We start from the raw sequence: 22,119 nt of genomic DNA, 5'->3' as shown, positions 1-22,119 counted from the left end.
AGCCCAAGTCAGTGCGCAAGCGTGCTTGCGCCGGCAGCGCGATCCCTCCGTCATCGTGCATTGCCGCGGGCAGCCAGCACGCGCCTGTTACGGCGTCAGCAGCCGCAGGTCCGCCACGGCCAGCTGTCCGAATTGCTCGCTGAGCAGATAATCCACCAGGCGTTGGGCCGTATCGTGGGGGCTCGACAGTTCGCGCTTGCGTTTCATCGCGTCGAATTTCTCGCGCAGCGGGAATAGTTCGGATGCACTGGCGCGGATTTCTGCCTGCATGTCGGTATCGATCACGCCGGGGGCCAGGCTGCAAATGCGCAGACCCGCCGTCTGGTCCAGCGTCGCCGCACGGGCGTGGTGGTCGAGGGCGGCCTTGCTCGCACAATAGATGCTCCAGCCGGGGTAGGCGTTGCGAGCGGCGCCGCTGGACACATGCACGATGCGCCTGTCGCCAGCGTCAATGCTGGCAGCCGCTACCGCGCTGGCAAGCATCATCGGCGTCGCCACATTCAAGCTGACGGTCCGCGCAATTGCGAGCAAATCCTGACTCGCGATCGGTCCGACTGGCTGCAGGCTGCCCGCATTGTTAATCAGCAGCACGGATTCGCAGCCGGACAGGAACTGACGCAAGGCGTCGCCGGCCAGCCAGAGCGCAACGGCAGCCGAGTCGGACAAGTCCAGCTCGAGCTGTTCCAGCATGGCCGGAAACCTTTGCCCCAGCGCGACATTGCTGCGCCGGGCTAGTCCGAGTACGCGGATATTTCGGGCCAGCAGCTCAGCGGCAATCGCTGCGCCGAGGCCGCGGCTGTGTCCGGTTACGATGGCTTTCATCATTGGATTCAGGCTCGGAAGTGGGTAGCAAGATGGTCGTCACTCGCAATACTACGATAGCGGCCGCGGCCGCCGATGCGACGACTGCGATTTCGCGGTGCATGTCGATCGCCCCTTGGCGTCACGATTCCACGCGATAGCCGGCAGCGATCCACGCGTCGATGCCACCGGCCAGCGGCCGGACCCGCTTATAGCCACGCCGCATCAGGTGCTGGGCGACCACCGCGGCCGATGCCTCGTTCGGACAGGCGCAATACACGATCACCTCGCCATCGGTCGGCACTTCAAGTGTTGCGTTTGCCATGTCGTGCAGGGAAAGCATCACCGCGCCGGGTATGCGGCCATCCTGCTGTGACAGCGACGAACGGACATCGACAATGGCCGGCGTCTCCCCGCGTTGCATCAACTGGTCGAGTTCGGCCACGCTGATGCGCGCCATCCGCAAGGATTGCAAGAAACGGTAACGCTCCCACCACTTGGAGGCGATGAAAATAACCAATGCACCGCCCAACAGGATGCCGCCCCATTTGCCCAGCGATTCCAGCAGCTGCAACAAATCCTCCAGAGCAGCGCTGAATAATGATCCGAGAAAAATTGCGGTCCCGGCCCACAACGCAGCGCCGATCCCGTCAAACAACACAAAGGTGCGGCGGCTGGTGCTGCCGACCGTTCCCGCCAATGCACTGGCGACCGATGCGAAACCGGGAATAAATTTGGCGACCAACAGTGATGGAGCGCCCCAACGCAGAAAAATGGATTCGGTCTGGCGCACGCAGGAATCCGGCGACAGCGAGATCCGGCACAGGGTCGACATGACTTTGCGACCATACAGCCGCCCGGCCGTGAACCAGGTGAGGTCAGCGATCAGCGACGCGCCGACCGCGGTCAGCAGCAGCACCGGTGCCGAATAGTCGCCCCGATTCAGCATGGCGCCGGTTATCACCAGGGTCGGATATGACGGCAGCGGTGCACCGAGCTGGGTCAGCAGGACGTTGGCAAATACCAGAATCAGGCCGTACTGCTCGATCAGGTGAAATAAATAGGTCATCGGATTTCGCTGCGCTTTTCCGCGCATGTCTGCCTGCGCTGGGTCTCGGGATGACATCCTGGTGGGTCGGTGGAGGGCAGGGGCGCAACGGACCATTCATCAGCGCGACATACTAGCGCTCCATATTCCACTTCAATATCCATAGCACCCAATGCTGTCGGTGCGAAATCAGACAAGGTTCCGGACAAGTCACCCAACGACGAGCGCCGTGTCTCGCCGGTGTTTTCTGCTGTGCATTTCCTGCACATTGTCCGACATTTCAGAGAACTTGGTTGAAGAGTGCTGGCAATAAACAGCGCAAAAAAAACAGCAAAGTCCCGATTCCCCAGGGGCGGTACCGTCGGTAAGCGTATGTTGGCCAGGGGGATCGCAAGGAGACGCGCGATACGGTAGCGCGAAAAGACTGCGTTGCAGCATTAATTTATTTCGCGCTCATCGACTTGCCAAGACGTACACATCATCCAGCTGCTATTGCCATTCCATCAATGGAAAACGCCTTTCGGTCCGTTGTATTTTGCGGAATACGCGCTAATCTCATGATCAAATTTTCGAAAAGTGGCGCAGCATTGCCGCAGCACAACATTATCTTGGCAGAGATGTCCGGTACCGAAATTGGAATGCTAAACGATCGCCACCCGAGCACGTGACGAATCAGATCCACAACCTTATCTTGCCGACAGAGAAAAACTAAAATGAACATCAAAAATCTAAGGATTGGCCAAAAGTTAATGTTGAGCTTTGGCGCTGTCATCGCGTTGCTGCTTATGTTGGCAACCATCGCCTACACCAGGGTGGGAGGCTTGAGCGAGGACATCAGGCTGATGAATGCGGACCGCTATCCGAAGACGGTGCTTGCGCACAAGATCAAAGACGAATTGAACGAGACGGCCCGCAACATGCGCAACATCCTGTTGATGACGGATGCTGACGAGATCAAGAAGGAGCTTGCTAACATTGATGAGGCTTCGCGCATCATCACCGAGTCGATCGACAAATTGGACAAGTCGATTACCACGCTAAAAGGTAGAGAGGATATTAAGGCACTGATCGACGTAAGACAACGATTCCTCACGCGAAGGGCGGCCTTCATCGCGCTGGCAAAGGAAGACAAAAAAGACGAAGCCAAGACCGTGCTGCTGAAAGAACTGCGTCCGATTCAGCTGGCCTATTTCGATGTACTCGACAATCTGATCGAGTTCCAGTCCGGCCTGATGGAAGCAGCGGGAAAGGAAGCGGATGCACAGGCAAGTCAAACCCGCATGCTGGTACTGACCCTCGCGCTTCTGGCAGCCGCGATCAGTATCGTGCTGGGCACGTTGGCCACACGCGACATCACGCGTCCGTTGAATGAAGCGGTCGCCATTGCGCGCCGCGTAGCGGATGGCGATCTCACCAGCACCATTGTCGTTAAATCGAAAGATGAAACAGGGCAAATGCTTCAGGCGTTGAAAAACATGAACGACAGCCTGGTAAGAATCGTCGGCGAAGTGCGCACCGGTACCGATACCATCGCCACCGCGTCGAGCCAAATTGCCAGCGGCAATCTTGATTTGTCGTCGCGCACCGAAGTGCAGGCCAGTTCGCTCGAAGAAACCGCGTCGTCGATGGAAGAGCTGACCAGCACCGTGAAACAGAATGCCGACAACGCGCGGCAGGCCAATCAACTGGCGGTGTCCGCGTCCGACGTTGCGGTCAAGGGCGGGGCCGTTGTATCGCAGGTGGTTGACACGATGGGCTTGATCAACGAATCCGCCAAAAAAATTGTCGATATCATCAGCGTCATCGACGGCATCGCGTTCCAGACCAATATCCTGGCATTGAATGCCGCCGTGGAAGCGGCACGGGCGGGAGAGCAGGGACGAGGCTTTGCGGTGGTCGCCACCGAGGTGCGCAATCTCGCACAGCGCAGCGCGTCGGCCGCGAAGGAGATCAAGGCCCTGATCGGGGACTCGGTGGAGCAAGTCGAGGCTGGCAGTAAATTGGTGGGGCAGGCCGGTGCCACCATGGACGAGGTAGTGGCAAGCGTCAAACGGGTAACTGACATCATGAGCGAGATCACGGCCGCGAGTCGGGAGCAGAGCATGGGGATCGAACAGGTGAGCCAGGCGATCGCCCAAATGGACGAAGTAACGCAACAGAATGCGGCCTTGGTGGAAGAGGCGGCTGCAGCAGCCGAGAGCCTGCGGGATCAGGCCACCAATCTGTCCCGGGTGGTCAGCGTATTCAAGCTCGACGCTCGGCAAACGATGGCGGCACCACGCCCCCCAAAAAATGTCGCCCTGGTCAAACCGAGCGCGCCATTGCCTGCCAGACGGCGGATTGAGTCGGGCAGTACGAACAACGCCCGGAAGGGTGCCAGTCTCAAATTGGCGCATCGCGAAGAATGGGAAGAATTCTAAGCCGCCTCGATTTCGGGCATCGCCTTTGTCGTGCGGACACTTTGGTCGATAACTGCGCCCCCAAATCGGTGCCTCTAGAATGAATCCGGGAAGTGGCTTCCTGTAGGGACGGGAGTCACTTCCACGTTCGCCTCTGACATGCACGCTGGCCGCTATTCCCACCGGCTTCAAGCCGCATCCGACAACACGGCGGCCGCGCCGCGCACCTCGCGCGCTCGGTCGACATCAGGGCTGCGATATGACGATTCCCGTATCTGCGACAGCCTCGAATCGTGCAGCTGATCCGGTGCGAGGCCGTAAAATTTCTGAAAGCTCACGATCAGCGGCCGCCATTTGTCCGGATCGATGCGGTTCGGCTCGCCATTTGCCAGGATGGATCACGCTACTTCTTCGTACTATTCATGACTAATCTAATGATTTTCTTTGGGTATGCGCTTATTCCCAACAAAATATGATGGGTTCTGCACATAATTCTGTGGAGTATGGGTGAGGAAGCTGCAGCTGCCCGATCGGTCGAAGGCCGGCCGACGCCATCGATCCGGTGCTTACGGTCGCCCGCCCGTCCGCACAACATCGACCGCTCCATTAAAATGCATGGCTAATCCTCTTTCCTGAAGGCATCATGCAAGCGATTTCCCGCCTTTTCAACTATGCGCGCCAGTACCGGCGCGATGCCTATACCGCCAGTCTGTACTCGTGCGTCAATAAATTCTTTGATGTGCTGCCGGAGGTGCTGATCGGCGTTGCGGTGGACGTGGTGGTCAACAAACAGGCTTCGTTTCTGGCGCGCTTTGGCATTATCGACACCATGCAGCAGCTGAGCTTGCTCGGTATCCTGACCGTGCTGATCTGGGGCGGCGAGTCGCTGTTCCAGTTCCTGTATGAAGTCAAATGGCGCAATCTGGCGCAAACCTTGCAGCACGATTTGCGACTCGATGCTTACCGGCATGTGCAGAAGCTGCCACTGTCGTATTTTGAACGCAGGAGTACCGGCAATCTGATGTCGGTGCTGAACGATGATATCAACCAGATGGAACGCTTCCTGAACGGCGGCGCCAACAGCATCCTCCAGGTGTTGTGCTCGTCGATCATGGTGGGTGCCGTGTTCTTCGCGCTGGCACCGAAACTGGCGCTGATCTCGCTGTTGCCGGTGCCCTTGATCCTGTATGGCACGTTCTGGTTTCAGAAGCGATTGGCGCCGCGCTACGCCGCAGTACGCGAGGCGGCCGGCGTGATCAATGGCCGGCTCAACAATAACCTGCTCGGCGTCGCCACCATCAAGGCGTTCACCGCGGAAGAGTTCGAGGCCGAGCACATCCGCGCCGCCAGCGACCATTACCGCAACAGCAACGCACGCGCGATCCGCCTGTCGGCCGCGATCACGCCGGTGATCCGGATGGCGATCCTGGCCGGCTTCGTCGCCACGCTAGTGTATGGCGGCTGGATGGCGACCCACGGCGAGATCGGCGTCGGCAGCTACTCGGTGCTGGTGTACCTGACGCAACGGCTGCTGTGGCCATTGACCGGACTGGCCGATATCGCCGACCTGTACCAGCGCTCGATGGCGTCGATCGAACGCGTACTGAACGTGCTGGCGACGCCGCTGACCATTCCGTACGAAGGCGCGCATTTACCGGACGGCAGCGTGGCCGGTGCGCTGGCGATCGATAACCTGTCGTTTGCGTATGGCGCGACGGCGACCCTGAAGAACGTCAGCCTCACCGTCGGCGCCGGTGAAACGGTGGCCTTTGTCGGCGCGACCGGCTCCGGCAAGAGCACGCTGGTCAAGTTGCTGTTGCGTTTTTACCAGCCGACATCGGGCGCGATCCGGCTCGATGGCCAGGATATCCAGCAGCTCAATCTGTCCGACTTGCGGCGCAACATCGGTTACGTCAGCCAGGACGTATTTTTGACCGACGGCACGATCGCCGACAATATCGCTTATGGTGTCAAAGGCGTCCCGCGCGCAGCGGTGATCGCGGCGGCGCGCGCCGCCGAGGCGCACGACTTCATCGAAAGACTGGTGCAAGGCTATGACACGCAGATCGGCGAGCGCGGCCAGAAATTGTCCGGCGGCCAGCGTCAACGGCTGGCGCTAGCGCGCGCGATCCTGAAAGATCCGCCGATCCTGGTGCTCGACGAAGCCACCAGCGCGGTCGACAACGAGACCGAAGCGGCGATCCAGCGCTCGATGGACGTGATTTCGCAGGGTCGCACCACGCTGGTGATCGCACATCGGCTGTCGACGGTGCGCCACGCACACATGATCCACGTGATGGAGCATGGCAAGATCGTCGAATCCGGCACCCATGAGCAATTGCTGAATCGTAATGGCACGTATGCCAGCCTGTGGCGGCTGCAGACCGGTGAGAAGATGGCGGCAACGGAGCCGGTTTATGCGATGCACTAAGGGATCGGTGATTTCACGCTGCGACCGCCCTGCGAGGCTTGAACTAGAATGTGACGCGCCCGTATAGGCGGACGGCGACCAATTTGCTTCGAATCAACAAGTCGTGCCGCCCGCTTGCATGTCGTTAAAACTGTTCTACACTGAAATTGGCCGCGTACCGTAGCAATTTTGCTACGGCGGCGTCGGCTGGCAGCAATTTGTTTGCTGTCGTCGCATTTCAGGAGGTGGGTATGGAACTTCATATGCATTCTCATCGCTGGGAGCATCGTCTTCCGGACTGGGCTGCGGCGGCTGTCGGCGGCTTCGTCGCTGGTGCGGTTGTCATGGTGCTGGAGTTGATCTGGTCAAGCCTGGTGCTTGGCACCGATCAATGGAGCACGTCGCACATGGTGGCCGCCATCGTGATGGGACGGGACACTCTGCAATCGAGCGGTTTTGACGTCGCCATCGTTGCAACAGCCTTGGTTACGCACTATGTCCTAGGGATCATTTTTGCGTTGGTTCTGGCTGCGATCATCGCCCCGTTCCATTTCGATTCGAGTGCCGGCATGCTGACGCTGGTGGGCGCGATATTCGGGTTGGTCCTGTACCTGTTCAATTTTTATGGCATGGTCAACGTCTTCCCGTGGTTTGTCGAAATGCGTGGCTGGGCCGCATTGGCAACACACCTGATCTTCGGTATTGTTGCCGCGCTGATGTATCACCAATTGGAACGTCGCGGGGCGGCACAATAACTGCGCCATCACTGCGCCGGGCATCGAACATCGCCGGAGCCGTTGAACGGCTCAGGCGATCTGGTGTGTGTCGCTTCTGAGAGTTTCGCCTACTGATTCGCCTACTGAAAAGAGGTCGATATGTCTATGGCTGTCGCGCTGGTTGTCATCGTCGTGGGCGCGCTGCTGTTTCATTTCGTCAGTCCTTGGTGGGCCACCCCATTGGCCTCAAATTGGCGCGCAATGGATGACACGTTGACGATCACCCTGGTGATCACAGGCATCTTTTTCGTCGGCATCCATCTGTTCATCATCTACACATTGCTGCGCTTTCATCGACGCCACACGCCGCTCGCAGGGCATCGCGCTGCGGGCGCTGCCGAGACTTTTGCTCCGCATGCTGCGGCCTATATTCCGGAACACCGGACGCTGGAACGCTGGCTGACCGGCGGCACGGCGGTCGCCATCATGGCCCTGCTGGCGCCGGGCTTGTTCGTGTATGCGGACTACATTCGGGCGCCGCGCGATGCGCTGGTGCTGGAAGTGGTGGGCCAGCAATGGCAATGGCGCTATCGCTTCCCCGGTAACAATGGCAAGTTGGGACTGAGCAATGTCCGCTTCGTGAGTGCAGCCAATCCATTCGGCCTGGATCCGGACGATCCCGCCGGCCACGACGATATCCTGATCAATGGCAATGAAGTCCATCTGCCAATCGACAAGCCGGTCAAATTGTTGCTGCGGTCGCATGATACGTTGCACGATTTTTTTGTGCCGCCGTTTCGCGCACGGATAAACATCGTACCCGGCATGGTGACCTCGTTCTGGTTCACGCCGACCAAGCCTGGCAGGTATGAAGCGCTGTGCGCACAATTGTGCGGTATCGGTCATGCCAATATGCGCGGTTACGTGGTGGTCGAAAGTGAAGCTGCATTCAGGCGCTGGCTGGCGGCGCAGCCGACCTTTGCCATGACACGGATGCAGGCGGCTGGTGCCAATGTCGTGTTGCTCGATCCGCAGGCAGCACGCGGCAAGACGCTGGCGCAGTCGAAGGGCTGCATCGCGTGCCACACGGTCGATGGCAGTGCTAGTGTGGGGCCGACCTGGAAAGGTCTGTTCGGCAAGACCGAGACCATGGCCGATGGCTCGACCGCACTGGTCGATGATGCGTATCTGAAAGACTTCATTCGCAACCCGCAGTCGCGGGTGGTGAAGGGATTCGCACCGATGATGCCGCTGATCGCGCTGAGTGACGATGAGCTGGCCGCCCTGATTGCCTATATCCGCGCGGTTGGCACCAACGCTACCACCGCGCCGGCAGCGGCACAGTCCGTACCATCGCAGTCCGCACCATCGCAGCCGGCGCGCGTCACCGTTGCGCCGCCGAAGGAGGAAGTCCATGTACGCTGACCACGACACCCACGATGGCCCGCAGAGCTTCTGGCTGAAATACGTCTGGAGCCAGGATCACAAGGTGATCGCGATCCAGTATACCTGTGTTGCGATCCTCGCCGGACTGGTCGGTCTGGTGCTGTCGAACCTGATGCGCCTGCAGCTGGGATTTCCCGGTCGCTTCGCCTTTATCGACGCCACCCATTACTATCAATTCGTCACCATGCACGGCATGATCATGGTGATCTATCTGCTGACCGCGCTGTTTCTGGGCGGCTTCGGCAATTACCTGATCCCGCTGATGGTCGGCGCGCGCGACATGGTGTTCCCGTTCCTGAACATGCTGAGCTTCTGGGTCTATCTGCTGTCGGTGGTGGTGCTGATGGCCAGCTTCTTCGTGCCGGGCGGCCCGACCGGTGCCGGCTGGACGCTGTATCCGCCGCAGGCGATTCTGGCCGGAACGCCAGGGTACCACTGGGGCATCATCCTGATGCTGGTGTCGCTGGTGATCTTTATCGTGGCGACGACCATGGGCGGCCTCAATTACGTGACCACGATATTGCAGGCGCGGACCGAGGGCATGACTCTGATGCGCATGCCGCTGACGGTGTGGGGGATTTTTGTGGCGACCATCCTGGCGCTGTTGGCGTTCCCGGCGTTATTCGTCAGCGGCGTGATGATGCTGATGGACCGTACGCTCGGCACCAGTTTCTTCATGCCGGCGCTTGTGACGATGGGGCAAGCGACCAATTACAAGGGTGGCAGCCCGCTGCTGTTTCAGCACCTGTTCTGGTTTTTCGGTCATCCCGAAGTCTATATCGTCGCGCTGCCGGCGTTCGGCATCGTATCCGACCTGATCAGCGTGCATGCCCGCAAATGCATCTTCGGCTACCGGATGATGGTATGGGCGATTCTGTCGATCGGCGTGCTGTCGGTGGTGGTGTGGGCGCATCACATGTTCGTCAGCGGCATGAATCCGTATTTCGGTTTCCTGTTCGCTACCACCACGCTGATCATCGCGATCCCGACTGCGATCAAGGTCTATAACTGGCTGCTGACGTTGTGGCGCGGCGATATCCATCTGACGGTGCCGATGCTGTTTGCGCTGGCCTTCATCAGCACCTTCCTGATCGGCGGCCTGACCGGACTGTTTCTTGGCAATGTCAGTGTCGACATTCCCTTGTCGAATACCTATTTCGTAGTCGCACACTTTCATATGGTGATGGGCGTGGCACCGATATTGGTGGTGTTCGGCGGCATCTATCACTGGTTTCCCAAAGTCACGGGCCGCATGCTGGACGACCGGATCGGCAAGTTCCATTTCTGGGTCACTTTTCTCGGCACTTATGCGATTTATTTCCCGATGCATTACCTCGGCATCCTCGGCATGCCGCGGCGTTACTACAATTTCGATAATTACCAGTTCATCCCGGCCTCGGCGCAGACCATGAACGCCTTCATCACCGTGGTCGCGATCATCGTCGGCGTAGTGCAACTGCTGTTTGTCTTCAATCTGGTGTGGAGTACCTTCCGCGGCAAACTTGCCGACGGCAACCCGTGGCGCGCCGCTTCGCTCGAGTGGCAGACGCCGCAGACGCCGCCCGGCCACGGCAACTGGGGGCCGGTGCTGCCGGTGGCGCATCGCTGGGCCTATGCCTACAGCGTGCCGGGCGCACGGCAGGACTTCATTGCGCAGAATGCGCCGCCGGAGGAGGGTGGCCTGGAACCGCAGGCATACGTCGGAACGGAGGTAATGCCATGAATCCTTTCGTGACGCTGCCGTCCGGGCCGGCTCGGACCCCGACTCAGCCCAGGCCCGATCGCGGGCACGGTCGCTCGGCCGGAGACATCGGCCTGTGGGTCTTCATCGGCGTCGCCAGCAGCCTGTTTTCGCTGTTCATTGCAGCCTATCTGATGCGGATGGACAGCAGCGACTGGTCGCCGATCGCGCTGCCGTGGCAGTTGTGGCTCAGCAGCGCATTGCTGCTGGCCGGCAGCATCGTCCTGCAGCGCGCCAGTGTCGCGACCCGGACGCCGGGCACAATTGGTGGGAGCCATTTCCGCAGCTTGCTGCTGGCGGGTGGCGCGTGCGCATTGGCGTTCCTGATCGTGCAAAGCTGGGCATGGCGTGTGCTGCTGATCGGGCAGGTCGGACCGAACGGCAATCCGGCCGGCAGCTTTTTTTACCTGCTGACGGCGATGCACGGATTGCACGTCGCCGGCGGCCTGGTCGGCTGGGCAATGACGGTAAGCGCAACCTGGCGCAATGCCGAGCCGGCGCGGATCGCGCGTTTGACCGTATTGTGTGCGCGCTACTGGCATTTCCTGCTGGTGGTGTGGATCGTGTTGTTTGGGGCATTGGGGTGGGTGACGCCGGAATTGATACGCACTATTTGCGGTACGCGTTGACATCATGACCCGGTTCGGAGGAGATATGGCTACACCGGCTACACCGACTACGCCGTCGCCACATGTGCCACCCGGCACCGTCGTGCCGGTCGCCGGCTGGTCCGGTATGGTCAAGGACTGGTCATCCGACCGCGAGGCGTTCGCGGTGCCATGGAGCAAGGCGATGATGTGGATCTTCCTCGTCAGCGACACCTTCGTCTTCAGTTGCTTCCTGATCGGCTACATGACGGTGCGCACCGCTACGGTGGTGCCGTGGCCCAATGCCAGCCTGGTATTTAGCCTCAACATCGGCGGCGCCGAGGTGCCGCTGCTGTTGATTGCGCTGATGACTTTCGTGCTGATCAGCAGCAGCGGCACGATGGCGATGGCGGTCCACTGTGCCAACCGGGGCGACCGTGTCAATGCCGCCACGCTGATGTTTGTGACCGCCGTGATGGGTGAAATTTTTGTCGGCATGCAGGCATTTGAGTGGAGCAAGCTGATCCTGCATGAAGGCATACGGCCATGGGGCAACCCGATCGGCGCGCCGCAATTCGGCTCCAGTTTCTTCATGATCACCGGCTTCCACGGCCTGCACGTCACCGCCGGTGTGATCACCCTGCTGACGGTCGCGATACGGATGATGCGCGGCCGCTATGAAGGTTCTGGCTACCGCATCGTCGAAGTCGTCGGGCTGTACTGGCACTTCGTCGATCTGGTGTGGGTATTCATCTTCGCTCTTTTTTACCTATGGTGAGGTCGCACATGGAATCCTCCGGCACGCAACCATCCCGGCACCAGCAAGACCACCCGATCAGTCTGTATCTGAAGATCTGGGGCCTGTTGTTCGTGCTCAGTACGATGTCGTATATGGTCGACTACTTCCATTTTCACGGTTATTTGCGCTGGTCCCTGATCCTGCTGTTCATGCTGCTCAAGGCCGGCTTGATCATCGCTGTGTTCATGCACATGGCATGGGAACGGCTGGCGCTGGTGTATGCGATCCTGGTGCCGCCGCTGTGCCTGCTGGTGCTGATGGGCCTGATGGTGACCGAGGCCGATTACACCCAGGCTACGCGCTTGCTGTTTTTCCGCTGATTGGCCGCGCCGTGGCCTTGCTTGCATGGGCGGGAAGAACCGCCGTAGATGTTCCGGTTTGAGTATCATTAGCGGTGATGCACTCAAGGCGTGGTCGTGGTGACCGGGCAAATCGGGAGGAAGCTGATATGACAAAAAAACTGGGCAAGATCGCGGGATTGCTGGCGCTCGCGGCGCTGAGTCTGGTAACCCAGGCGGCAGAAATTACACTGTTCGAACATAGCGGTTTCGGCGGCCGTCAGGTCAGCGTGCGCGATTACACGCCGAATCTGTCGGATGTCGGTTTCAACGACACGGCTTCGAGCATCGTGGTCCGCTCCGGCCGCTGGGAAGTCTGTAGCGACGTCGACTTCAGGGGGCACTGCGCCATCTTCGAGCACGGTGAATACCGCAACCTCGATCCGAATTTCAACGACAGTATCTCGTCGGTGCGCGAAGCTGGTACTACCGGACCGGTTGGTCGAGGCGATACCGCGAGCGGAAGCTCCAACCGCGGCCGCGGTGCGATCGAGTTGTTCGGCCAGCCCGGCTTCGGGGGCCGTTCGATCCGACTGGATCGCGATGCCAGCAATTTGGATGGTAGCGGTTTCAATGACAGCGCATCCAGTATCGTAGTCCATGAAGGCACCTGGTTGCTGTGCAGCGATGCCGGTTACCAAGGCAACTGCCATACCTATGCGCCGGGCCGCTATCCGGACCTGGGTTACGGCCTGAATCGCAGCGTTTCGTCGGCGCGCATGATGCCCGATCGAGATGAGCGGCGCCCGGTACACGGCGGCGGTTGGCGCGCACATGACAGCGACGACGATGCGCCGGTCGTACTGTACGCCGACGACGCTTTGCGGGGCCGCAGCATCGCAATATCGGGCAATGTAGTCGATCTGGGACCGACCGGCTTCAATGACGCTGGCGCGTCGCTGCAGATCCAGAGCGGTTATTGGGAATTCTGCTCGGAGTCGTATTTCCGCGGCCAATGCCGGGTGTTCGGACCGGGTCGATACCGGCGTCTGGAACCGGCGCTGTATCGCACAATTTCGTCCATCCGCGTCGCGTCGGGGCAACCGGCAGTGGTCAATCGAGCGTCGGCCGGGCGCGCCGATATCGAATTGTTCAGCGCGACCAATTTCGGCGGCGACCGTTTGAGCGCGCGGCAGGATATACCCAATCTGAACAGCGTCGGTTTCAACGACCGCACGGCATCGCTGATCGTCTATTCGGGGCAGTGGGAGCTGTGCACCGATGACGGCTTCGGCGGCCGTTGCAGCGTGTTCGGGCCGGGTCGCTATGCCGGCATCGGCGGACTGTCCAACCAGATCTCGTCGCTGCGACGCGTCGAATGACGGCGGCCCGAGCGTAGCGTATGCGCTATGAACTGTATTACTGGCCATCGATTCAGGGCCGCGGCGAGTTTGTCCGGCTGGCACTGGAGGAGGCCGGCGCCGATTATGTCGATGTCGCGCGATTACCGGCCCGTCATGGCATGGGCATGCCGGCGCTGATGCGCTGGCTTGACGGTGCCACCATTGAGCGGCCGCCGTTCGCGCCGCCTTACCTGAAGGTGGGCGAACTGGTGATTGGTCAGACCGCCAACATCCTGCAATACCTGGGCCCGCGACTCGGGTTGGCGCCACGGGCAGAAGCCGGGCGCATCTGGACCCACCAGTTGCAGCTGACCTTGGCCGATCTGATCAACGAGATTCACGATACGCATCACCCGATCGCCAGCGGCCTGTATTACGAAGACCAGAAACTGGAAGCCAGGCGCCGCACTGCTGATTTTCGCGAGCAACGCCTGCCGAAATTTCTCGACTATTTCGAGCAGGTGCTGCAACGCAACCCGCGCCGTGGCAGCTATATGGTCGGCGCCAGGCTGTCGTATGTCGATTTGTCGGTGTTTCAGCTGATCGCCGGCCTGCGCTATGCGTTTCCGCGGCTGATGACTGGCCTGGCCCCGCAATATCGGGGTTTGTTCGACTTGCATGACCGGGTCGCGATTCGGCCGCGGATTGCAGCCTATCTGGCATCCAAACGCCGCATAGCTTTCAATCAGCAGGGAATTTTCCGGCACTACCCGGAACTGGATCAACCATTGTGATCATTGCGTATGTTGCGCATGTTGTGTTAGCGGCAACTAAATCGACGCAAATTGTGCACTATTGCCCACAGTCAATTCGGTAAAGCGCGGGTATAATTTATTGCATGAACCGATCTGACGCCATCAAGAGTATCGCCGCGCAAGCTAGCCAGGGCGAGCTGACTTTCCCTACGAATCTTGACGCCGCACTCAAGATTCAGCGCACGCTGGACGACCCCGATTGCCATATCGAGACCGCCGCCAAGCTGGTGTTGACCGAGCCGCTGCTGGCGGCAAGGACCGTGGCAATTGCCAATTCGGTGGCCTACAACCGCTCCGGCGACCAGATTACCAATGTCCGTACGGCTGTGATGCGTCTCGGTTTTCGAACCATGCAGTCGCTGGCGGCGTCGTTGGTGGTGCGCCAGTTCAGCAGCAAGATTACCGATCCGGCATTGCGCGCGAAAGCAGCAAAGTTATGGGAGCATACCGCCCACGTCGCCGCGCTGGCGCATGTGATCGCGCGCCGGGTCACCCATCTCGACCCGGAAACCGCAATGTTTGCCGCTATCGTGCATGAGGTCGGCGGTTTTTACCTGCTGTCGCGCGCGGAACAATTTCCCGGCTTGCTGGACAGCGATCCGGACGATTGGGTCGATAATGGCGAAGCTGACATCGGCCGCGCCGTGTTGCAAAAACTGGCCGTACCTGATGCGGTGATGTCGGCGGTGGAATCGCTGTGGTACGGCTTTCTGGCGCTGCCGCCGGAAACGCTGGGCGACACATTATTGTTGGCCAACGATCTGGCGCCGGTAGCGTCGCCCTTGCACCAGCGCGCCGGTGCCACCAGCAAGGAATCGGCGTCAACCATCGATTACGCGGTGGGCGAGGGGACCATGCAAAGCATCCTCGAAGAGTCCGCCGACGAGGTGAAGTCGTTGACGTCGGCACTACTGGCTTAGGCTTGCTACTGCTACTGCTACTGCTACTGCTACTGCTACTGCTACTGCTACTGCTACTGCTGCTGCTGCTGCTGCTGCTGCTGCTGTTCTCCGCCTGCCTCGGCGCCGACGCCTCGCATCTACCGTGAGGTCATGCGGCGCAGGCGATCCGGATGATTCCGAACTGTTCTTGCGCAGATCCACGCCATAACGGATCGTCGACCGCTGCTTGTCGCTGATCAATCGCCGGGCCAGGATTCCATTCGACATCAGATCAAGACTGATGCCGGCCTTGTCATTTGATGCGGCGAGTTGTCCTGTTTTATCAAAAACCCGGTGAGCGGTGCGTTGGGCCAGCGGGCACAGCCGACGTTTTCTTGTGCGATCGCCGCCGACCGGCTACCATATTGGTATCGAACAATCGGTACAGTAAATCCTTATGGCAATAAATCAGACGCGTGACGACATGGTCGATTCAATCATTTCGGTGTTCCGTAGCGAAGGCTATGAAGGCGCCAGCCTGGCCAAGTTGTCGGAGGCCACTGGACTCGGTCGCTCCAGCTTGTACCACCATTTCCCGATGGGTAAAGAAGACATGGCCAACGCCGCGCTGGACCGGCTCGGCATCCTGATGGGGGGCGACATCCTCGGGCCGCTGGCCGGACCGGGCAGCGCGCGCCAGCGGTTGGCCGATTTTGGCGCCAAAATTTCCGGCTTTTACGCAGATGGACGCCAGCCTTGTCTGCTGGATGTATTCAGTGTCGGCGACGCGGCGCGGCTATTTCAGGACCGTTTGCGCCAGACTAACCGCGCTTTCATTCAGGCCATCACCGATCTCGCCGCGTCGACCGGCGCGTCGCCGGCAGAGGCGGCGCGGCGTGGCGAAGACGCGCTGATCGCGATCGAAGGGGCCCTGATCGTGTCGCGCGGACTGGCGTCAAGCGATCCGTTTCGCCGGGTGCTGGCCGAGTTGCCGGATCGTGTGCTGGGCACCGAAAAATAATTCTTCAATTTGATTGACAGTCTTTTTTTAAATGATTATTGTACCGATTGTTCGGTACAGAAATGAGCCTGACATCAATCGATTCATTCACCAGCAAAGGCATCGCCATGAGCACCGTAAAACCAGCGGCACCGATCCTCCTGTATCGCCATCCAATCTCCGGTCACGCGCACCGCGTCGAGTTGTTTTTGTCCCTGCTTGGCTTGCCGGCCACGCTGATCGACGTCGACCTGGCCGCTGGGACGCATAAGCAGCCAGCATTCTTGGCCAAGAATATCTTTGCCCAGATTCCAGTGATCGAGGACGGTAATGTCACCCTGTCCGACTCGAACGCGATCCTGGTGTATCTGGCGACCAAGTACGGCGATGAAAGCTGGTTGCCGCGCACGCCGGAAGGCGCTGCCCAGGTCCAGCGCTTCCTGTCGATTGCGGCCGGCGATATCGCGTTCGGCGTCGCCGCCGCCCGTGTAGCGAATATTTTCGGCGCCCCGTTCGATCATGCAACGGTGCAGGCCCGTGCTCATCGTCTGCTCGCGATCTTCGACCAGTTGCTGGCACAATCCCCTTACCTGACCGGGCAACGGCCGAGCATCGCCGACGTCGCCTGCTACAGCTATCTGTCGCATGCGCCGGAAGCTGGCATTGCCCTCGACGCGTATCCGCAGGTTCTGGCGTGGATCGCGCGGATCGAAGCCTTGCCCGGTTTTGTACCGATGTGTGTGACCAGGGTCGGCCTGGCAGCCTGAACGCGGCAGGGCTGATGGACGACATTTCGTTGGTAGTTTCACTTGCAATCCGCTGCGGATAAACCTGAATCGAACGGAAGGAATCATGTCATGGAAACAGATACCACACACACGGTCTCCCCGTTCCATCCGGGCGAGATCAGCATTCAAACCCGGCTCGGCGTACGTGAGCGGATGGAGGCGATCGGACGGCAGGTGATTCGCGCCAGCATGCCGGAGCAGCACCGCCAGTTTTTCCCGCAGTTGCCATTCGTGGTGGTGGCCTCGCTCGATGCGCAAGGGCAGCCTTGGGCATCGATGCTGGTCGGACCACCGGGGTTCTTGCAATCGCCGGATCCGGCACATTTGCGGATCACTGCACAGCCGTGTTTCGGCGATCCACTGAACCAGAATCTGGCCGAAGGCGCGGCTATCGGCCTGCTGGGCATCGAGTTGCACACGCGCCGCCGCAATCGGATGAACGGGACGGTCGAACGGCGCGATCCCGACGGCTGGTCAGTACGGGTGCTGGAGAGCTTTGGCAACTGTCCGAAGTACATCCAGCAGCGCGACACCGTGCTTACCGAGGGTTTGGCGCACATTGCCGCGCCGAAGCCGGTAGCACGCAGCGACCGGCTGGATGCGCGGGCGCAGGCCATCGTCGCCGTGGCCGACACGCTGTTCATCGCGACCAGCTACCAAGCAGGAGATCGGCGCAAACCCGACGACGGCGGTGGCGCAAGCGCCGACCGTGCCGGTGCCGATGTGTCGCACCGCGGCGGCAAGCCGGGCTTCGTCCGGATCGACGACGAGCGGACGCTGAGCTTTCCTGATTTCGTCGGGAATTATTTATTCAATACGCTTGGCAATCTGCTGCTCGATCCACGCGCTGGTTTGCTATTCATCGATTTCAGCAATGGCGATGTGTTGTACCTGTCGGGGCGGGTCGAGATCATTTGGGACGGCGCCGAGCTGAGCCGCTACGCCGGCGCGCAACGGGTGCTGCGCTTTCACGTGCTGCAATCGATTCGGGTTGATGGCGCACTGCCGCTGCGGTGGTCGGCGCCGCAGCAATCGCCGGTGCTCGATGCTACCGGGCCGTGGCAGGAATAAAGGTGGCACGCCGGCAAGTCTGGAATAGGGGCAGGCAAAGAGGAAGCACGGCGTAAGAATGGCGTGACGCAAGTATCACGCCGAGGGACGATCACCAGGTCGTCGCATTGGGCGCCGCTGCTTTAATCCTAAATTCGGATTTAAGTAGGAGTATATGTAAATTTTCCAATTACATACGGCGCATCTTACATACTGCTATATACAGTATATTTTTGCAGCTCGCTGCGCCGACTGACCGCTTCAGTTTTTTCAGCCAGGTCTCAGGCAGGCGACACGCCACCCGCCGGGCTGTCTACGGGAGGTCGCACTCCGTCCGTCACCACCATCCGACTCTGGAGATTGCGCCGATGCCACTGCACCCGCGGCTGATTTGCGACGATTGTCGGCCGCCAGTTAGTCACGCATCAGGCCAGATTCTTGCCAGTATATGAAATATCCCGGCGTTTTAATTGCGGTGATTGGCATCGAGTTAAGGAGTATTAACTCGGATTTGAGCGCTCCCATGCCGCAACCCTGCGACCGCCTTGACAAGCCTTGCAATTAAGGAGGCGCGGCAATGGTTCGGGCTGATTGCGTTATTGGTAGGTATAGGTTGGTAGCGGAGAGCGCGACAATATTTGGGCAACCGCCCGTTGCAGCCGGTCTTCCGTCCGCTTGGCGCGTGACGCGTTAGCCGATCCAGTTAACTCCAGATCGGGGAAATACAGCCGTACCGTCTTGGTTGCGGTGATGAGATCGAGCCGGTGAGCATGCTCGTGTCCGAGGTCTTCCCCTATGTCCCAGACGCATTCAGAGATAACCACGTCATGATCCATGCCGATAGCCTTAGCTTTTGCGGATATGGCCTCGGCACCCGCCAAACGGTCAATCATCATGTCGCTTTGTTTGATCATGATGCCTGCCTCACATTAATACCGGCGACGTTGATGCCCCGAATTAGCCGGCCCGCGCTGCTCGATATGGCGAAAAGTAATGCGTCCCTTGCTCAGATCGTATGGAGACAACTCAAGTGTCACCTTGTCTCCCGCAAGGATCCGGATATGGTTCATCCGCATCTTGCCTGACGTGTAGGCAATAAGCTGGTGGCCATTGTCAAGGTTCACGCGGAAGCGAGAATCCGGAAGCACTTCGGCAACAAGGCCGTTCATTTCAAGAAGTTCTTCTTTAGCCATCATTCATTTCCATATAAAGGGGGCTGCCGTTGCCGAAGCAAGCGGCCACAAGCGGCAATTGTGCATTGAGCTTGTTTGTGACCCGTGGAGGATAAGCCGGCCTGCGAGCAGGTCGCTACGATTTCGCTCTCGTCGCATGCCTCGTCTGCTGGACAGAAATAGAGAGCTTTTAAGGGGCCGCATTAGCGCACCCTCATTGCACGACGGTAGACATTGGGACCGGTCAGCACGCTTGAGGCTCCAACATGCGTGCGACTGAAGACGGTGAAAGATTCGCGGGCTAACGACCAATTTGACAAAGAGGAATCTGCCCAGCGAATCCTCAGTATACCGCATAACCGGAATCGACCCTACGGATGGCGTCAATGGCGACAGCGATCAGCGGTTGCCGTGAAACTTGTCCGTGACCGACATGCAGTGCCGGCTCTGGTCCACGAACTGGAAGGGGCGGCCGGTCCAGTGCCAACAACGCGTTCGTGCGATACGGAGCTTGCCGGCGATCTGAACGATACGGTGTGATGAGACAGATCCTTCAGATGGCGCGCTTAATTGACTGCTGTCGGAACTGAGCCAGTGGCGAACCTACACCCTTGATCGATAAGCCACCGCTTGGCATGACGACAGTCATGCCTTCCTCGGCATGCCGAATCAGCTGCCGCGGCGAGAGAATTTCGCAGTGAGCTGGTTCAACTTCTCGCTGCGTTGGCGTGCGGCCTGATCTGCTTCACGTTGAGCATCTTCGGCTTTACGCTGAGCATCTTCTTCCTTACGCTGGGCCTTGCGCCGCTCGGCATCTTTCTTGATGCGCTCTTGCAGTGTCGTGGAAGCATGGGTGCGATGCGTTTCCGTGACTTCGCCCGCGGTGTTGCCGTCGAGGTCAAATCTGACTGTCGCCTTGGCCATTCCCTTCAGATATCGCAATGAGTTGGTATGAATTCCCAACGCAGTCCGCAGCGCCTTGCGATCAAGCGCCGGGAGCTGCGCGATCAGCTGCTTGTCGATGCCAATAGCCAGTGGCATGCACTCGCGAAAAACCGCGAATTTTTCTTGAAATTCCTTGAGCAGTGCGCGCGCGGACAGGAAAGGGCTGGGAGTAGGATTGGCAGTATTCATCAACAATAATCTGGCATTTGAGGGACTGAGGATATCACGGAGCCGCTCCATACCGCGAACATGAGTGCCTGTTGGACTCTAAACGGACATTCAACAAAGGCGCTGCGGTGATGTGACGCAGATCAGCACACTCGGCTATCTGCTGGGTTTACTGACCGTGGTACGCGACTACCCGGTCTATGGCGGGCTACCGCCGGCCAGAACACGCCAGCGGGTCCCTATGCGGACACCATCACGGTGACGGTGAACTACTGATCTACGGATTAACCCTCAACCGTCCCTCAACTGTGTAGTGACTCCACCAGTCATTGAAATGCTCATTCGAACCTTCGCAGTTGGCCGTTATGAAAAGCTTCCATAACGGCCATTATGCTCGTCCATTTCGAAATAGCCTGATAACCGTAACAGAGCACGATCATGCTTACTTCGGATTTAACTGTGCCCGGATTTCGCCGTTCGGATTGGCTGCACTGTGGACGTTGACGTACAGATTGCCTGCCATATAACTGTCGTATTGCGCATCGGTCAGTACCGCGCCTGTCGGAACAGCAAATGAGTTGTCGGCGCCTTTTGTCAGCGGAATGATGACCGGGCCATTGGCGCCGGCAGCGCCTTGGTGGATATGGGCGGCCATCGCTTCGATGCCTGTGGTCATGATACTGCCACGTACCGATTTATCTGCTGACACCGTAATCGTGCCATTGCCAGTGGCGGTGGTGTTGACCGGTGGAACTTCATGGCTGCCGTCCAGTTTGATGGCGGTCATGCCTTGCATCTTGCTACTATCCGACATGGCTGGCGCCTTGTCGCTATCCGACGTGCCCGCTTTCGAGGCGCAGCCTGCCGCCACCATGACGGTCAGCACGCTCAATACGACAGGCATCATTTTTCTCGACATGGTATTCATGTGCGTCCTCCTAGGTTGAAAAGAGTGCGCCGGCTTCAGAGCCGACCCGTCAGCAGCATGATGAGCAGAATCACGACCACAATTCCAACAATCCCGCTTGGATAATAGCCCCAGCTTCGACTGTGGGGCCAGCTCGGCAGCGCGCCGATCAGGATCAGGACCAGGATGATTAGTAGGATTGTTCCGATACTCATGTGAGCCTCCTATGTTTATTGGATTGCCGACAGCAGCTCATCGGCATTTTTTTTACGGCGGAATACATGGCACTAATGGAACCGTACGAGCCAGCAGACAAAACAACTTACGCGATAGACGATGTAGGCCAACAAGTAACAGCCCACCAGGCATCGCCAATACCGATTCTGCAGTCGTTCCCAATGGGAGCAGCGCAACGGGCAGCGAACATCGGGCCCGCCTATCGCCGCCCGCCGGGCCGGGTAGTTTTTTTCAGAAAATCAGCGATCGGCCAGGTTTTTACGCAGACCTATTTGCCATATTTCAACTTGGCCTCGGCAACGCATCCATCCTTGGCAGGGCCGGCCAAAGCGTCGCATTTTTCGATCGCCACTTTGTAGTCTGCATCGCGCTTATCCTGCGTCGCGTCCGATTTCACTTCCTTGATTTTCTGGCTGGATTTTGCGTCGACGACTGCCTTGGTGTGCACTGCCTTGGCTTCTTTGATACAGACGTCTTTGGCATTACCGCTTTGGGCTTTGCATTTCTCTTTGGCCACCGAATAGTCTGCATCTGCCGCGGCAATGCGCGCCTTCATGTGCGCTTTGGGGGTATTTTTGTACTGGGCTT

At 59.1% G+C, this 22,119-nt stretch carries 22 protein-coding genes and 2 pseudogenes; 15 read left to right on the top strand and 9 right to left on the bottom strand.

The features are described 5' to 3' along the window. Positions 1-87 precede the first annotated feature (87 nt). Positions 88-822 (bottom strand): SDR family oxidoreductase, encoded by a 735-nt coding sequence (locus ACFOFO_RS02035; protein WP_390322932.1) that lies wholly within the window; start codon positions 820-822, stop codon positions 88-90. 121 nt (positions 823-943) lie between these two features. Then, the gene (locus ACFOFO_RS02030) at positions 944-1,870 is read right to left on the bottom strand and encodes a DedA family protein/thiosulfate sulfurtransferase GlpE (protein ID WP_390330700.1); all 927 of its coding nucleotides are present in this window, start codon (positions 1,868-1,870) and stop codon (positions 944-946) included. A gap of 692 nt (positions 1,871-2,562) precedes the next feature. Here ACFOFO_RS02030 and ACFOFO_RS02025 point away from each other — a divergent pair. Further along, a complete protein-coding gene (locus ACFOFO_RS02025; protein WP_390330698.1) occupies positions 2,563-4,269 on the top strand; it encodes a methyl-accepting chemotaxis protein in 1,707 nt (568 codons plus the stop codon). A gap of 167 nt (positions 4,270-4,436) precedes the next feature. Here the strand turns inward: ACFOFO_RS02025 and ACFOFO_RS02020 are convergent. After that, positions 4,437-4,643 (bottom strand): annotated as a pseudogene (locus ACFOFO_RS02020) (flavin reductase family protein); the annotation flags it as partial. Between the two features lie 248 nt (positions 4,644-4,891). Here ACFOFO_RS02020 and ACFOFO_RS02015 point away from each other — a divergent pair. The 14 genes from ACFOFO_RS02015 (at position 4,892) to ACFOFO_RS01950 (ending at position 18,123) form a co-directional block, all read left to right on the top strand. Beyond that, positions 4,892-6,679, top strand: a complete 1,788-nt coding sequence (locus tag ACFOFO_RS02015; protein WP_390322934.1) for an ABC transporter ATP-binding protein — start codon at positions 4,892-4,894, stop codon at positions 6,677-6,679. A 230-nt stretch (positions 6,680-6,909) separates the two neighbouring features. Then, the gene (locus tag ACFOFO_RS02010) at positions 6,910-7,413 is read left to right on the top strand and encodes a hypothetical protein (RefSeq protein ID WP_390327955.1); all 504 of its coding nucleotides are present in this window, start codon (positions 6,910-6,912) and stop codon (positions 7,411-7,413) included. Positions 7,414-7,533: 120 nt separating this feature from the next. Then, positions 7,534-8,799 (top strand): c-type cytochrome, encoded by a 1,266-nt coding sequence (locus ACFOFO_RS02005; RefSeq protein WP_390322936.1) that lies wholly within the window; start codon positions 7,534-7,536, stop codon positions 8,797-8,799. Further along, positions 8,789-10,543 carry a cytochrome c oxidase subunit I gene (gene ctaD / locus ACFOFO_RS02000; protein WP_390330697.1) on the top strand — a complete coding sequence of 585 codons (1,755 nt, stop codon included), beginning with the start codon at positions 8,789-8,791 and terminating at the stop codon, positions 10,541-10,543. The genes ACFOFO_RS02005 and ctaD overlap by 11 nt, the downstream gene beginning before the upstream one ends. Next, positions 10,540-11,190, top strand: a complete 651-nt coding sequence (locus tag ACFOFO_RS01995; RefSeq protein WP_390322938.1) for a cytochrome c oxidase subunit 3 family protein — start codon at positions 10,540-10,542, stop codon at positions 11,188-11,190. Before ctaD ends, ACFOFO_RS01995 begins: the two co-directional genes overlap by 4 nt. Positions 11,191-11,215: 25 nt before the next feature. Further along, on the top strand, positions 11,216-11,926 hold the full coding sequence (locus ACFOFO_RS01990; RefSeq protein WP_390330695.1) for a heme-copper oxidase subunit III family protein: 711 nt from the start codon (positions 11,216-11,218) through the stop codon (positions 11,924-11,926). 8 nt (positions 11,927-11,934) lie between these two features. Beyond that, complete coding sequence (locus tag ACFOFO_RS01985) at positions 11,935-12,267, top strand: cytochrome C oxidase subunit IV family protein (RefSeq protein WP_390327957.1); 333 nt, start codon at positions 11,935-11,937, stop codon at positions 12,265-12,267. A 128-nt stretch (positions 12,268-12,395) separates the two neighbouring features. Beyond that, complete coding sequence (locus tag ACFOFO_RS01980) at positions 12,396-13,607, top strand: beta/gamma crystallin-related protein (RefSeq protein WP_390322940.1); 1,212 nt, start codon at positions 12,396-12,398, stop codon at positions 13,605-13,607. Between the two features lie 20 nt (positions 13,608-13,627). Further along, a complete protein-coding gene (locus ACFOFO_RS01975; RefSeq protein ID WP_390322942.1) occupies positions 13,628-14,362 on the top strand; it encodes a glutathione S-transferase in 735 nt (244 codons plus the stop codon). 104 nt (positions 14,363-14,466) lie between these two features. After that, a complete protein-coding gene (locus tag ACFOFO_RS01970) occupies positions 14,467-15,303 on the top strand; it encodes an HDOD domain-containing protein (protein WP_390322944.1) in 837 nt (278 codons plus the stop codon). Between the two features lie 2 nt (positions 15,304-15,305). Next, positions 15,306-15,431 (top strand): hypothetical protein, encoded by a 126-nt coding sequence (locus ACFOFO_RS01965; protein WP_390322945.1) that lies wholly within the window; start codon positions 15,306-15,308, stop codon positions 15,429-15,431. Between the two features lie 290 nt (positions 15,432-15,721). After that, positions 15,722-16,285, top strand: a complete 564-nt coding sequence (locus ACFOFO_RS01960) for a TetR/AcrR family transcriptional regulator (RefSeq protein WP_390322947.1) — start codon at positions 15,722-15,724, stop codon at positions 16,283-16,285. Positions 16,286-16,392: 107 nt separating this feature from the next. Next, on the top strand, positions 16,393-17,031 hold the full coding sequence (locus ACFOFO_RS01955; RefSeq protein WP_390322949.1) for a glutathione S-transferase family protein: 639 nt from the start codon (positions 16,393-16,395) through the stop codon (positions 17,029-17,031). A 90-nt stretch (positions 17,032-17,121) separates the two neighbouring features. Then, positions 17,122-18,123: a pyridoxamine 5'-phosphate oxidase family protein gene (locus ACFOFO_RS01950; protein ID WP_390322951.1), complete on the top strand. Its 1,002-nt coding sequence runs from the start codon at positions 17,122-17,124 to the stop codon at positions 18,121-18,123. 575 nt (positions 18,124-18,698) lie between these two features. Here ACFOFO_RS01950 and ACFOFO_RS01945 read toward each other — a convergent pair. From ACFOFO_RS01945 to ACFOFO_RS01920, 6 genes and pseudogenes are all read right to left on the bottom strand, one after another. Continuing rightward, a complete protein-coding gene (locus tag ACFOFO_RS01945) occupies positions 18,699-19,016 on the bottom strand; it encodes a hypothetical protein (RefSeq protein WP_390322952.1) in 318 nt (105 codons plus the stop codon). 15 nt (positions 19,017-19,031) lie between these two features. Beyond that, positions 19,032-19,295: a translation initiation factor IF-1 gene (gene infA / locus ACFOFO_RS01940; RefSeq protein WP_390322954.1), complete on the bottom strand. Its 264-nt coding sequence runs from the start codon at positions 19,293-19,295 to the stop codon at positions 19,032-19,034. Between the two features lie 648 nt (positions 19,296-19,943). Then, entirely contained in the window at positions 19,944-20,408 is a 465-nt protein-coding gene (locus ACFOFO_RS01935; RefSeq protein ID WP_390330693.1) for a ProQ/FINO family protein, read from the bottom strand. A gap of 421 nt (positions 20,409-20,829) precedes the next feature. After that, complete coding sequence (locus tag ACFOFO_RS01930) at positions 20,830-21,315, bottom strand: CHRD domain-containing protein (protein WP_390330691.1); 486 nt, start codon at positions 21,313-21,315, stop codon at positions 20,830-20,832. Between the two features lie 35 nt (positions 21,316-21,350). Continuing rightward, the gene (locus tag ACFOFO_RS01925; protein ID WP_390322959.1) at positions 21,351-21,509 is read right to left on the bottom strand and encodes a DUF3309 domain-containing protein; all 159 of its coding nucleotides are present in this window, start codon (positions 21,507-21,509) and stop codon (positions 21,351-21,353) included. A gap of 290 nt (positions 21,510-21,799) precedes the next feature. Beyond that, positions 21,800-22,119, bottom strand: a pseudogene (locus tag ACFOFO_RS01920) (hypothetical protein); the annotation flags it as partial.

Source organism: Pseudundibacterium arcticum (assembly GCF_042646465.1).
Taxonomy (GTDB): Bacteria; Pseudomonadota; Gammaproteobacteria; order Burkholderiales; family Burkholderiaceae_D; genus Undibacterium_A; species Undibacterium_A arcticum.
This window is presented reverse-complemented; position numbering and strand designations above follow the sequence as displayed.